Source organism: Streptomyces sp. NPDC016851 (assembly GCF_055562795.1).
The window spans coordinates 1-12449 of record NZ_JBVHEP010000033.1; the positions used below are offsets into that span (position 1 = coordinate 1).

10 protein-coding genes and 1 pseudogene are annotated in these 12449 nt (G+C 70.8%); 2 read left to right on the forward strand and 9 right to left on the reverse strand.

Translation table 11 applies throughout. The features are described from left to right. The first annotated feature begins 604 nt into the window (after positions 1-604). Complete coding sequence (gene trpS / locus ACZ3I3_RS36580) at positions 605-1651, forward strand: tryptophan--tRNA ligase (protein WP_467372110.1); 1047 nt, start codon at positions 605-607, stop codon at positions 1649-1651. Between the two features lie 49 nt (positions 1652-1700). Here the strand turns inward: trpS and proC are convergent, their stop codons facing one another. From proC to ACZ3I3_RS36610, 6 genes are all read right to left on the reverse strand, one after another. Next, entirely contained in the window at positions 1701-2513 is an 813-nt protein-coding gene (gene proC / locus ACZ3I3_RS36585) for a pyrroline-5-carboxylate reductase (protein ID WP_356922602.1), read from the reverse strand. A gap of 114 nt (positions 2514-2627) precedes the next feature. Further along, positions 2628-3416 carry an ABC transporter permease gene (locus ACZ3I3_RS36590; protein ID WP_467372111.1) on the reverse strand — a complete coding sequence of 263 codons (789 nt, stop codon included), beginning with the start codon at positions 3414-3416 and terminating at the stop codon, positions 2628-2630. Continuing rightward, on the reverse strand, positions 3413-4270 hold the full coding sequence (locus tag ACZ3I3_RS36595; protein ID WP_467372112.1) for an ABC transporter ATP-binding protein: 858 nt from the start codon (positions 4268-4270) through the stop codon (positions 3413-3415). Before ACZ3I3_RS36595 ends, ACZ3I3_RS36590 begins: the two co-directional genes overlap by 4 nt. Positions 4271-4302: 32 nt before the next feature. Then, positions 4303-5088 (reverse strand): class I SAM-dependent methyltransferase, encoded by a 786-nt coding sequence (locus ACZ3I3_RS36600; RefSeq protein ID WP_467372113.1) that lies wholly within the window; start codon positions 5086-5088, stop codon positions 4303-4305. An 84-nt stretch (positions 5089-5172) separates the two neighbouring features. Continuing rightward, positions 5173-5655, reverse strand: a complete 483-nt coding sequence (locus ACZ3I3_RS36605; RefSeq protein ID WP_467372114.1) for an EamA/RhaT family transporter — start codon at positions 5653-5655, stop codon at positions 5173-5175. Positions 5656-6011: 356 nt separating this feature from the next. Next, a complete protein-coding gene (locus tag ACZ3I3_RS36610; protein ID WP_467372115.1) occupies positions 6012-6326 on the reverse strand; it encodes an SH3 domain-containing protein in 315 nt (104 codons plus the stop codon). A gap of 181 nt (positions 6327-6507) precedes the next feature. Between ACZ3I3_RS36610 and ACZ3I3_RS36615 the strand changes: the two genes are divergently transcribed. Further along, positions 6508-8625: a serine/threonine-protein kinase gene (locus ACZ3I3_RS36615; RefSeq protein ID WP_467372116.1), complete on the forward strand. Its 2118-nt coding sequence runs from the start codon at positions 6508-6510 to the stop codon at positions 8623-8625. Positions 8626-8683: 58 nt separating this feature from the next. Here ACZ3I3_RS36615 and ilvD read toward each other — a convergent pair whose 3' ends face one another. From ilvD to ACZ3I3_RS36630, 3 genes and pseudogenes are all read right to left on the reverse strand, one after another. Continuing rightward, a complete protein-coding gene (gene ilvD, locus ACZ3I3_RS36620) occupies positions 8684-10537 on the reverse strand; it encodes a dihydroxy-acid dehydratase (protein WP_467372117.1) in 1854 nt (617 codons plus the stop codon). Between the two features lie 131 nt (positions 10538-10668). After that, positions 10669-11271, reverse strand: a pseudogene (locus ACZ3I3_RS36625) (TetR/AcrR family transcriptional regulator); the annotation flags it as partial. 278 nt (positions 11272-11549) lie between these two features. Continuing rightward, positions 11550-12374, reverse strand: a complete 825-nt coding sequence (locus ACZ3I3_RS36630) for a sugar phosphate isomerase/epimerase family protein (protein ID WP_184986667.1) — start codon at positions 12372-12374, stop codon at positions 11550-11552. Positions 12375-12449: the final 75 nt, after the last annotated feature.

Genomic DNA, 12449 nt, shown 5'->3' on the forward strand with positions numbered 1-12449 from the left:
TTCGGTCTTGCGTTTCCGACTCTATCAGATCTTTTCTCGACCCGATTTCCTCGGTGCTTTCCAGGTTTCCGCTTCCGCGTTTCCCTTTCCGGCGGTTCCGACTCTATCAGATCCTTTCGGGCCTGATTCCCAGTCAGCGGGGTTTGCCTTCCCGGCTGTTGGGCCGTTCCGACGAGTGAGACTTTAGCGGATTCCCAGGCTCCCGAGCCAATCGGGGGCCGCGTCCTTTCGAACGGGGATTCCTCATTCCGTAAATACGCATGCCAATGAAACGACGACAGAACTACTTCGTCGAGTAGTGGTTGGTACTTGCGGATTGGCTGCCCGGGGACCGACCGGGGTCGGCGCTCACGTCGGGCAACTCGGAGAACACTACGGATGGGGTCTGGGCGTGTCAACTCAAGGGCGGACGGCGCTCCGGGGGCGTAGTCTGAGGGGCATGACGACGCGTACGTGTAGCCAGCTGTGGTGGGCCGCCTGACGGCGGCCGTCCTCACGTATGCACTCAACGGCCGCCGCTTCGGCGGCCGTTCTTGTTTCTCCCTCCAGGACCACCGGGGGGCGGCCGCCGGAGCGGCGGTCTCGGCCAGGAGGTGGAGGAGAGATGACACGGGTCTTCAGCGGGGTCAAGCCGACGGGGCATCTGACGCTGGGGAACTACTTGGGAGCCATGCGGCGGTGGGTTGCCGTCGACCAGCACGAGGCGGACGCCTTGTTCTGCGTCGTCGATCTGCACGCGCTGACCGTGGAGCACGATCCCGCGCGGGTGCGCAGGCTGAGCCGGCAGGCGGCGACCTTGTTGCTGGCGTCCGGGCTGGATCCGGAGCTCTGCACGCTGTTCGTGCAGAGCCATGTGGACGAGCATGCGCGGCTGTCGTACGTGCTGGAGTGCGTGGCCACCGACGGTGAGATGCGGCGGATGATCCAGTACAAGGAGAAGGCCGCGCGGGAGCAGCGGCGGGGCGGGAGTGTGCGGCTGTCGCTGCTGACGTATCCCGTGCTGATGGCGGCGGACATCCTGGCGTACGGGGCGGATGAGGTCCCCGTGGGTGACGACCAGGTGCAGCACGTGGAGCTGACGCGGGATCTGGCGGTGCGGTTCAACCAGCGGTACGGGCATACGTTCGTGGTGCCTCGGGCCACTCGGCCGGGCGTGGCGGCGCGGGTGATGAACCTGCAGGACCCGACGTCGAAGATGGGCAAGAGCGATGACGTCGGGCCGGGGATCGTCTATCTGCTGGACGAGCCGGACGTGGTGCGGAAGAAGGTCATGCGGGCCGTGACCGACAGTGGGCGGGAGGTCGTGTACGACCGGGAGGCCCGGCCGGGGCTCGCCAATCTGCTGGAGATCCTCGCCGCGTGCTCGGGTGGGGATCCTGAGGAGCTGAGCGGTGCGTACGGGTCGTACGGGGAGTTGAAGAAGGACACCGCTGAGGCGGTGGTCGAGGTGCTCAGGCCCGTGCAGGCTCGGCACAAGGAGTTGTGCGCGGATCCCGGTTATGTGGAGGGGGTGCTGCGGGAGGGGGCGGAGCGGGCTCGGGGGATGGCCCGGCCGACGGTGGATGCCGCTTATCGCGCGATCGGGTTGCTGCCTGCCGTGCCGGAAGCGGCTGCGGCGGACGCGGGTGGGGCCGACGTGTTGAGGGTGTGAGGTGGTGCGGGCGTCGGGGAGGGCGGACCGTCCCCGACGCCCGCAGCGCTCAGGTGTTGTTGCCGGAGGCCAGGGCGCGGCTGCGGTCGCGGGCGGCTTCGAGGGCGGCGATGAGGGCGGCTCGTACGCCGTGGTTCTCGAGTTCTCGGATGGCGTTGATCGTCGTACCGGCGGGGGACGTGACGTTCTCGCGGAGCTTGACGGGGTGTTCGCCGCTGTCGCGGAGCATCGTCGCGGCGCCGATCGCGGACTGGACGATCAGGTCGTGGGCCTTGTCGCGGGGCAGGCCGAGGAGGATGCCCGCGTCGGTCATGGCTTCGACCAGGTAGAAGAAGTAGGCCGGGCCGGAGCCGGAGAGGGCCGTGCAGGCGTCCTGCTGGGACTCGGGGACACGGAGCGTCTTGCCGACGGCGCCGAAGATCTCCTCGGTGTGGGCCAGGTGGTCGGCGGTGGCGTGCGTGCCGGCGGAGATGACGGACATGGCCTCGTCGACCAGGGCGGGGGTGTTCGTCATGACGCGGACGACCGGGGTACCGGGGGCGAGGCGTTCCTCGAAGTACGCGGTGAGGATGCCGGCGGCGCCGCTGATGACCAGGCGGTCGGCGGGGACGTGGGGGGCGAGCTCGTCGAGGAGGGTGCCCATGTCCTGCGGTTTGACCGTGAGGATCAGGGTGTCGGCGATCTTCGCGGCTTCCGGGTTGGTGACCGGGGTGACGCCGTAGCGGGTGTGGAGTTCCTCGGCTCGTTCCTGGCGGCGGGTCGTGACCAGGAGGTCGGCCGGGGTCCAGCCGGCTCGGATCATTCCGCTGATCAGGGCTTCGCCGATCTTGCCGGTGCCGAGGACTGCGACTTTCTGGGTCATGGCGCGGGGTGCCTCCGGGGGTGCGTCGTCCGGGGTACATCCTCGCATCGGGGAGGGGGCGGCGGCTTGGCTGTCCGTTGGGCGGGATGCCGCGCGCCGGGGGGCGTGGCCGGCTCATGCCGTTCTGCGTCGGAGGGTCGCCGCGCCCAGGGCCAGGACCAGCAGGGCGCAGCCGGCGACTATCAGGATGTCGCGTACGAACGTGGCCGTCATGTCCGTGTGGCGGAGGACCTCGTTCATGCCGTCCACCGCGTAGGACATGGGGAGGACGTCGGAGATGGCCTCCAGGGCCGGGTGCATGTTGTCGCGGGGTGTGAACAGGCCGCAGAGGAGAAGCTGGGGGAAGATCACCGCCGGCATGAACTGCACGGCCTGGAATTCCGATGCCGCGAAGGCCGAGACGAAGAGGCCGAGGGCCGTGCCGAGGAGTGCGTCGAGCAGGGCCACCAGGAGGAGGAGCCAGGGGCTGCCGGTGACGTCGAGCCCGAGGAACCAGACCGCTAGGCCCGTGGCCAGGGCGGACTGGATGATCGCGAGGGTGCCGAAGGCGAGGGCGTAGCCGGCGATGAGGTCGCCCTTGCCGAGGGGCATGGCGAGGAGGCGTTCGAGGGTGCCCGAGGTGCGTTCGCGCAGGGTGGCGATGGAGGTCACCAGGAACATCGTGATCAGCGGGAAGATCCCGAGCAGGGACGCGCCGATGCTGTCGAAGGTGCGGGGGCTGCCGTCGAAGACGTAGCGCAGCAGGAACAGCATCACGCAGGGGATGAGGATCAGCAGCGCGATGGTGCGGGGGTCGTGGGTCAGCTGGCGTAGGACGCGGGTGGCGGTGGCTGTGGTGCGGGGTGCGCTCAGGGCCCGCGGCCGGGTGGGGGTGATGGTCGTGGTGGTGATCGTGGTGGTCATCGGGTCGTCTCCTTGGTGCGGGCTGCGGCCTTGGCCTCGTCCACCAGGTGCAGGAAGGCTTCCTCGACCGTGTCCGCGCCGGTGCGGGTGCGCAGGGCCTCCGGGGTGTCGTCGGCGAGGAGCTCGCCCTCGCGCATGAGGAGGAGGCGGTGGCAGCGCTCGGCTTCGTCCATGACGTGGGAGGAGACCAGGAGGGTCGCGCCGCGGCCGGCCGCGATGTCGTGGAAGAGGGTCCACAGGTCGCGGCGCAGGACCGGGTCGAGGCCGACGGTCGGTTCGTCGAGGACCAGGAGCTCGGGGGTGCCGAGGAGCGCGACGGCCAGGGAGACGCGGCTGCGCTGGCCGCCGGAGAGGTTGCCGGCCAGGGCGTCTGCGTGGGTGGTGAGGTCGACGTCGGCTATCGCGCGGGTGACGTTGTCGTGGCGGCGGTCGGCGGCGGGCCGGCCGGGGTCGAGTATCGCCGCGAAGTAGTCGAGGTTCTGGCGGACTGTCAGGTCGTCGTAGACGGACGGGGCCTGGGTGACGTAGCCGATGCGGGTGCGGAGGGTGGGGTGGCCGGCGGGGTGGCCGAGGACGTCGAGGGTGCCGGTGACCTTGGCCTGGGTGCCGACGATGGCGCGCATGAGGGTGGACTTGCCGCAGCCGGAGGGGCCCAGTAGGCCCGTGATCTGGCCGCGGGGGACGGTGAAGGCGAGGTTGTGGAGGACCGTGCGGGGGCCGCGGGTGACGGTGAGGTTCTCGGAGTGGACGGCTGTGGGTTCGGTGGGGTTCTTGGCTTGGACGGCTGTGGGTTCGGTGGGTGTGACGGGTGTGGTGGTGGCCGGGCGTGGAGGGTCGGGAGCATTATTCATCATGTGATGAATAATGCTCCTGGGGGTGGGATGCGTCAAGCAGGGGTCTTCGCGAGGAGGAGGATCACGTCGTAGACCTCTTCGACGATGCCGTCCGGGAAGGCCTTGAGGAGGTGCTCGCGTTCCTCGGCCAGGAAGGCCGCGGTGTGGTCCTCGCCATGGACGAGGAAGACCGAGTGGCTGCCGATGTTGGCGAGGTGGGTGTCGACCGGGATGCGGCGGCTCCAGCGGACCGTGCGGCGGGTGAAGTCGAGGCGGCCGGTGGGGTCGGCGGCGCGGGCGTTGACGTTGCGCCGCTCGGCGGCCGTGTCGATGCCGAAGTGGCGTTCCGTGCGGGCGGCGGCTTCGGCGATCCACGGCACGTCCAGGGCTTCGGTGTTCCACCAGAGGGCGAGGGCGCCGCCGGGGCGCAGGACGCGGAGGGCCTCCGGGACGGAGCGGGACTGGTCGGTCCAGTGCCAGGCCTGGGCGTAGGTGACGAAGTCGACGGAGGCGTCGGCGAGGGGGAGGTCGTCGCCGGTGCCGCGGACGATCGGGACGTCGGGGAGGGTGCTGCGGAACTGGGCCGCCATGCCGTCGCCGGGTTCCACGGCGATGACGTGCGCGCCTCGGGCGTGCAGGAGAGCGGTCGCTATGCCGGTGCCCGCGCCGATGTCTGCGACGCGGGAGCCGGGGAGGGGCCGGTCGGCCAGGGCTTCTATCGCGTCGAAGAGGGCTGGGGGGTAGGAGGGGCGGTTGGCCGCGTATTGGGCTGCGGCCGTGTTGAAGGAGTGGGCGCGGGCGGTGCGGGTGGGGTGGTGGGCTGAGGGGGGTGTGGTCATACGGCCATGGTGGCCGGGGGTGGGGGTGGGGAGGGGTGAGATTTCGGTGAGAGGCCGGGGGAAGGCGGGGGGAAGGCCGGGAGGTTATGCGGGGCGGCGCTTTTTCGACGGGTTGCCCGAGCGGCGGGTGGTGCGCTTCTCGTGGTGCTTGCGGGCTGTCTCGTACTCCTCGCGGTGGAGTTTCTCGCCGGGGGCCTCGGTGAGGGAGCGGAAGAAGTAGGCGAGGAGGGTGCCGACGAAGCCGATGGTCAGGAGGCCGCGGAGGGACGCCTGGCGGTCGGGGTCGGGGCGGCGGGTGAAGCCGTCCCAGGTGTGGCGGAAGGCCAACGCGCTGCAGATCGCGAACATCACGACCATGAGCAGGGTCACGAAGTTGTCGATCGCGGCGATCTGGAGGCCCTGGTAGGCGAGGCGGAGGACGAGGCAGGAGACGGCTGCGGTGGCCAGTGAGCCGAGGGCGACGCCGATGCGGCGGGCGGTGTAGCCGTTGTCGTGGTTCAGCCAGGTCGTGCCGAAGAAGCGGATCGGCTCGGGGCGGGGGGCGAGGGGGCTGTTCTCTGCGCTCACCCGTCGATTATGTGCCTGCGGCGGCCTGTGGCTGCTTCGGTGGGGGTGCGTGTAGCGCCTACACGCCGGGTGGTGGGTCGGGGCCGCGCCGGGGGGTGTCCGTCCTCGGAACGGCGCGATGGGGTCAGACACCGACTAACCGGCGTTGACGCGCCAACCGCTGCGGGCGGACACCCCCCGACACGTCCCCTTCCGTGCGTCGGCGCCTGCGGGTGCGTCTCGCCTTAGCTGCGGGCAGTCGTGCCGCTGGGGCGGCACGGGTGGGCGCAGCGGCACCTCGTCGCGCCGAGTTGCGCGCCCACCCGGCCCCAGCGACAACGCCGAGCTGCAGGACAGCCCGGCTCTGCTACCGCAGGTCAGCCGCAGCGGGGACGGATGTAGCCGTCGCTGCCCGTCCTGACGTAGGCGTCCGAGACGTACTGGCCGCTTGCGATGTTGTCCCAGATGTTCGTCGTGCCGTACGGGCCCGTGACCCTGGTGCCGGGTGTCTGGCAGTGGATCGGGACTCGGGAGCCCTCGGGCAGGACCTTGACGATCGGGTAGCCGGTGCCGGGACCGCTGCGGACGTTGAGAGTGACGCCCGGTGCGATCGAGAAGTACGTGGCCGCCGCGGCCAGTGTGGTGACCAGCGGCTTGCCGCGCTCGGCCTCTTCGACAGGCTCTACTGACATGAAAACCTCCCCCGTTGCACCCCATGGCTTCCATGGGGTCCCGTTGATTCCCCTGAATCACGCCATCAAACACCTGTGCGTGACTCGCCAGCGGAGGCTAGCAAGCCGCCTCTGTCCCGTACGAGTCATCGACTAGGCTCCGTGCGTCGCGCGCGCGGACGAACAGCACGGGGGTGGTCCCATGGCGCCACAGCGGAACGTCGGAGCGGGCCCGGAAGCGGAACTTCCTGAGTACGCCGGTCACTACCGGCTTGAGTCCTGTCTGGGCTCGGGCGGCATGGGGGTCGTCCACCTGGCCCGGAGTACGTCCGGGATGAAGGTCGCCGTGAAGGTCGTGCACGCCGAGTTCGCCAAGGACCCCGAGTTCAGGGGGCGTTTCCGGCAGGAGGTCGGGGCCGCCCGGCGGGTCAGCGGGGCTTTCACCGCGCCCGTCGTGGATGCCGACCCCGAGGCCGGACGGCCCTGGATGGCCACGCTGTTCATTCCGGGCCCGACGCTGGCCCAGGAGGTGAAGCGGAACGGCCCCCTGGCCCCGGCGCAGTTGCGTCGGCTGATGGCCGGGCTCGCCGAGGCGCTGCGGGACATCCACCGGGTCGGGGTCGTGCACCGGGACCTGAAGCCGAGCAACGTCCTGCTCGCCGAGGACGGGCCGAAGGTCATCGACTTCGGCATTTCCCGGCCGAAAGACAGCGAGTTGCGGACTGAGACCGGGAAGCTGATCGGGACACCGCCCTTCATGGCGCCGGAGCAGTTCCGGCGGCCCCGGGAAGTGGGGCCCGCCGCCGACGTGTTCGCCCTCGGGTCCGTGATGGTGCACGCGGCGACCGGGCGGGGGCCGTTCGACTCCGACAGTCCGTACGTCGTCGCCTATCAGGTCGTGCACGACGAGCCCGAGCTGGCCGGCGTACCGGAAGAGCTGGTGCCGCTCGTGCTGCGGTGTCTCGCCAAGGAGCCCGAGGACCGGCCCTCCCCCGACGAGTTGACGCGGGAACTGCGGTCGGTGGCGGCCTCGTACGACACGCAGGCGTTCATACCGGCGCAGCGGGTGGAGGAGGCGGCACCGGCCGTTGCCGAGCAGCAGGACGGCGGGGGCGAGGAGCCGTCGCGGCGGTCCAGGGTGCGGGTCGGTAAGCGGGCCGCCCTCGGGGCCGGGGTTCTGGGGCTGGCCGTCATCGGTGCGCTGGCTGCCGTTCCCCTGCTCGGGGGTGGTGGGCCTGCGTCCGAGGTCGCCGCGCCGCGGACCACGGCGGCCGCGTTCTCGGCGTGGGAGGCGCCGCCGTTGTCCGGGAAGAGCATGCCTCAGTGTGCGTACGTGGCGGGGAAGTTGCTGTGTGCGCAGACCGGACTGGTCTTCGCTCTCGATCCTGTCGACGGGCGGCTGCTGTGGCGGCATCCTCTGGACGGGGCCGGCGCGAGCGGGCCGCCGGGCGGGGCTCCGGTCGTGTCGGGTGGGCTCGTGCCGGCCGGGCTGGGCCAGGGGCGGCGGGTGACGATGCTCGATCCCAACTCGGGTGACGTGGAGCGGCGGCAGGAACTGTCGGCGTACGGGGGGCTGCGGGCGGTCGGCGGGATGGTGCTGCTCACGGCGGCCGACGGGACGGTGAGCGGGGTCGAGAGTGCCTCGGGTGAGGTGAAGTGGAGTCATCGGATCCCTGGGCAGGACGTGCCGTATTTCGTCTCGTTTCCCGGGGATCCGCTGGCGTACGCGGCGAGTGTGTCCGGTGATGGAGCCCGTACGACGGTCACGGCGGTGGATCCGGGCACGGGTGACGTGCGGTGGGACGCGCGGCTGGAGGGGGCGTTGCAGCCTCTCGGGACCGTGGACGGGGCGGTCGTGTTCGTGGCGGTCGACGCGGTGGGCGGGGAGGCGCGGGCCGTGGTCCGTTACGACCCGGAGAGCCGGAAGAGTGTGCGGGTGCCGTTGCGCATTCCGTTGCAGCAGGTGGCGGGGAGTGTGCACGGGGACGTCGTGCATCTCATGGCGACGGGTGGGGCGCTGGTCGCGGTCGATCTGGAGGCGCGCAAGCAGCGGTGGAGTCTGGAGACGGGGATCGTCCGGGGGTCGGCGCCGGTCGCCGACGACCGGTACGTGTACGTCACCGCGCCGGACGGGAGGCTGCTCGCCGTCGACGCGCGGCGCGGGAAGCTGGTCGGGCAGACGTCTCCGCGGCTGGGCGAACGGTCGGACCGGGTTCCGGCCGCGCTTCCCGAGCCCGTGCTTGTGGGCGACCGTGTCTATGCCGGTGCGCCGGACGGGTCCGTCTTCGCCGTGAGCGGGCGTGATCCGTCGGGGTGGTAGCGCGTACGCGGAAGGGCCGCTCCCGGGAGACCGGGGGCGGCCCTTGTGCGTGGCGTGCTCAGCCCAGCTTCGTGACGTCCCGCACGGCGCCCTTGTCGGCGCTGGTCGCCATCGCCGCGTAGGCCCGCAGTGCCGCCGAGACCTTGCGGTCGCGGTTCTTCGGGGCGTACACGCCGTTCAGCGCCTGCTCGCGGCGGGCCAGCTCGGCGTCGTCGACGAGGAGTTCGATGGTGCGGTTCGGGATGTCGATGCGGATGCGGTCGCCGTCCTCAACGAGGGCGATGGTGCCGCCGGCGGCCGCCTCGGGCGAAGCGTGGCCGATGGAGAGGCCGGACGTGCCGCCGGAGAAGCGGCCGTCGGTGATCAGGGCGCAGGTCTTGCCGAGGCCGCGGCCCTTCAGGTACGAGGTCGGGTAGAGCATCTCCTGCATGCCGGGGCCGCCCTTGGGGCCCTCGTAGCGGATGACGACGACGTCGCCCTCCTTGATCTGCTTCAGCAGGATCTTCTCGACGGCCTCCTCCTGCGACTCGCAGACGACCGCCGGGCCCTCGAAGGTCCAGATCGACTCGTCGACGCCGGCCGTCTTCACCACGCAGCCGTCGACCGCGAGGTTGCCCTTGAGGACCGCGAGGCCGCCGTCCTTGGAGTACGCGTGCTCGACGGAGCGGATGCAGCCGCCCTCGGCGTCCTCGTCGAGGGCCTCCCAGCGCTCGGACTGGGAGAAGGCCTCGGCGGAGCGGACGCAGCCGGGGGCCGCGTGCCACAGCTCGAGCGCCTCGGGGGACGGTGAGCCGCCGCGCACGTCCCAGGTCTTCAGCCAGTCGGACAGGGACGGGCTGTGGACCGCGTGCACGTCCTCGTTGAGCAGGCCGCCGCGGTGCAGCTCGCCGAGGAGGGCGGGGATGCCGCCGGCGCGGTGCACGTCCTCCATGTAGTACGTGCGGTCCTTGGCGACGTTCGGCGCCACCTTGGCCAGGCAGGGGACGCGGCGGGAGACCGCGTCGATCTCCTCCAGACCGAAGGGGACGTCGGCCTCCTGGGCCGCGGCCAGCAGGTGCAGGATCGTGTTGGTCGAGCCGCCCATCGCGATGTCGAGGGCCATGGCGTTCTCGAAGGCCGCGAACGTGGCGACGTTGCGCGGCAGGACCGACTCGTCGTCCTGCTCGTAGTAGCGGCGGGTGATGTCCATGACCGTGTCGGCCGCGTCGACGTAGAGCTGCTTGCGGGCCGTGTGGGTGGCCAGGACCGAGCCGTTGCCGGGGAGGGAGAGGCCGATGGCCTCCGTCAGGCAGTTCATCGAGTTGGCGGTGAACATGCCGGAGCAGCTGCCGCAGGTCGGGCAGGCGTTCTCCTCGATGCGGAGGATGTCCTCGTCCGAGATCTTCTCGTTCACGGCCTCGGACATCGCGTCGACCAGGTCGAGCGTGCGGACCGTGCCGTCGACGAGCGTGGCCCGGCCGGACTCCATCGGGCCGCCGGAGACGAAGACCGTCGGGATGTTCAGGCGCAGGGCCGCGTTGAGCATGCCCGGGGTGATCTTGTCGCAGTTGGAGATGCAGATCAGGGCGTCGGCGCAGTGGGCCTCGACCATGTACTCCACGCTGTCCGCGATCAGGTCGCGGGAGGGCAGGCTGTAGAGCATGCCGCCGTGGCCCATGGCGATGCCGTCGTCGACGGCGATCGTGTTGAACTCGCGCGGGATGCCGCCGGCCTCGACGATCGCCTCGCTGACGATCCGGCCCACCGGCTGGAGGTGGGTGTGGCCGGGGACGAACTCGGTGAAGCTGTTGGCGACCGCGATGATCGGCTTGCGGCCGATGTCCGCACCCGGTACACCGGAGGCGCGCATAAGGGCGCGGGCGCCCGCCATGTTGCGGCCGTGGGTGACTGTGCGGGACCTCAGCTCGGGCATCGTCGCTCGCTCCTTCAGAGACTGCGTCAGAGGATTCGGAGATTTCTGACTGCTATCGAGCGTACGCCGGTCATCCAGAGGGCGGGACGGAGTGTCCGGGATACGGGATGCCTGTCTCGGCCGACGGCGGTTCAGGACCCGGTGAGGTGGCCCTGTACGACCGGTGCCAGGCGCGCGATGATCTGCTCGGGGTCCGCCGAGGCCAGCGGCTCGATCTTGATGACGTACCGCAGCATCGCGGTGCCCACCAGCTGGGCGGCGGCGAGCTCGGCCCGAAGCTCGGCGTCCGGCAGGTCCAGCCGTCCCGCGATGCGGCGCAGCACCTGGGTGGCGACGATACGGCGGAAGACGGCGGCCGCCGTGTCGTTGGTGACGGCGGAGCGGACGATGGCGAGCAGGGGCGCGCGGGTCGCCGGGTTCTCCCAGACGCCGAAGAAGAAACGGGCCAGGCGCTCCCCGACGCCGTCGAGAGGGCCCTCCTCGATGGTCTTCGGTGCGTCGAGGGCGGGTCCGAAGGAGAGGGTGATCGCCGCCTCGAAGACCTGCTCCTTCGTCCCGAAGTAGTGGTGCACGAGCGCCGAGTCGACCCCGGCCGCCTTGGCGATGCCTCGGACGGACGTCTTCTCGTAGCCGCGCTCGGAGAACTCCTCGCGGGCGGCGGTCAGGATGCGGTCCCTGGTGTCGGCCGATTCCGTGCGCGGGGGGCGGCCTCGGCGGCGGGTGGTGGGGCCCGTGTCTGGGCCGGGGGTGGGGGTGGGGGTGGGGGTGGGGTTTGGGCCGGTTCCTGTGCTGGGGTCGGGGTTGCTGCCAGTGCCTGTGCCGGGGTCGGGGTTGGTGCCAGTCCCCGTGCCGGGGTCGGGGTTGGTGCCAGTCCCAGTCCCGGTGCCGGTTCCCGTGCCGGAGCCGGTCCCTTTGCCGGTGCCAGTCCCAGTCCCAGTCCCGTTGCCGGTCCCCGTGCCGGAGCCGGTCCCCGTGCCCGTGGCGTTCGGGGGGTCGGACGGGGGCAGGTCGGTCATCGCCTCGGCACCTTCGCCGCCGAGGCCAGGTGCAGGCGTGTGAAGGCCAGTGCCTCGGCCAGGTCGGCCTCCCGCTCGGCGCTCGACATGGCGCGGCGGGTGTTGACCTCGATCACGACATGGCCGTCGAAGCCGGTCAGGGCGAGGCGCTCCAGGACCTCGGCGCAGGGCTGGGTGCCGCGGCCGGGCACGAGGTGCTCGTCCTTGGCCGAGCCCCTGCCGTCGGCGAGGTGGACGTGGCCGAGGCGGTCGCCCATGCGGTCGACCATGTCCAGCGCGTCGCTGCGGGCCGTCGCGGTGTGGCTGAGGTCGATCGTGAAGTGGCGGTAGTCGTCCTTCGTCACGTCCCAGTCGGGGGCGTAGGCGAGCATCTCGCGGTCGCGGTAGCGCCAGGGGTACATGTTCTCGACGGCGAACCGTACGTCCGTCTCGTTCGCCATGCGCCAGATGCCCGCGACGAAGTCCCTGGCGTACTGGCGCTGCCAGCGGAACGGGGGGTGGACGACGACCGTGCTCGCGTCGAGTTTCTCGGCCGCGGCGCGGGCCCGCTGGAGCTTGGTCCAGGGGTCCGTGGACCAGACGCGCTGCGTGATGAGCAGACAGGGGGCGTGGACGGCCAGGACCGGGATCTGGTGGTAGTCGCTGAGTCTGCGCAGGGCTTCGATGTCCTGGCTCACGGGGTCGGTCCAGACCATGACCTCGACCCCGTCGTAGCCGAGGCGCGCGGCGATCTCGAAGGCCGTGGCCGTCGACTCCGGGTAGACCGAGGCCGTCGACAGGGCGACCTTCGCGTCCGGGATCCTTACGGCTGGCTCTGCCATGCAGGACAGATTACGGGGTGTGGTCGGGGTGGAGCGGGGTGCCTATTCGCCGTTGTGGTGTTTGCCATAGACGGC

What these genes read in the sequence shown, in the direction of transcription:
- ACZ3I3_RS36630 (WP_184986667.1), bottom strand. Translation starts at nt 12,374, where the DNA reads ATGGCAGAGCCAGCCGTAAGGATCCCGGACGCGAAGGTCGCCCTGTCG.
- ACZ3I3_RS36610 (WP_467372115.1), bottom strand. Translation starts at nt 6,326, where the DNA reads ATGTCAGTAGAGCCTGTCGAAGAGGCCGAGCGCGGCAAGCCGCTGGTC.
- ACZ3I3_RS36595 (WP_467372112.1), bottom strand. Translation starts at nt 4,270, where the DNA reads ATGATGAATAATGCTCCCGACCCTCCACGCCCGGCCACCACCACACCC.
- trpS (WP_467372110.1), top strand. Translation starts at nt 605, where the DNA reads ATGACACGGGTCTTCAGCGGGGTCAAGCCGACGGGGCATCTGACGCTG.
- ilvD (WP_467372117.1), bottom strand. Translation starts at nt 10,537, where the DNA reads ATGCCCGAGCTGAGGTCCCGCACAGTCACCCACGGCCGCAACATGGCG.
- ACZ3I3_RS36590 (WP_467372111.1), bottom strand. Translation starts at nt 3,416, where the DNA reads ATGACCACCACGATCACCACCACGACCATCACCCCCACCCGGCCGCGG.
- ACZ3I3_RS36615 (WP_467372116.1), top strand. Translation starts at nt 6,508, where the DNA reads ATGGCGCCACAGCGGAACGTCGGAGCGGGCCCGGAAGCGGAACTTCCT.
- ACZ3I3_RS36600 (WP_467372113.1), bottom strand. Translation starts at nt 5,088, where the DNA reads ATGACCACACCCCCCTCAGCCCACCACCCCACCCGCACCGCCCGCGCC.
- proC (WP_356922602.1), bottom strand. Translation starts at nt 2,513, where the DNA reads ATGACCCAGAAAGTCGCAGTCCTCGGCACCGGCAAGATCGGCGAAGCC.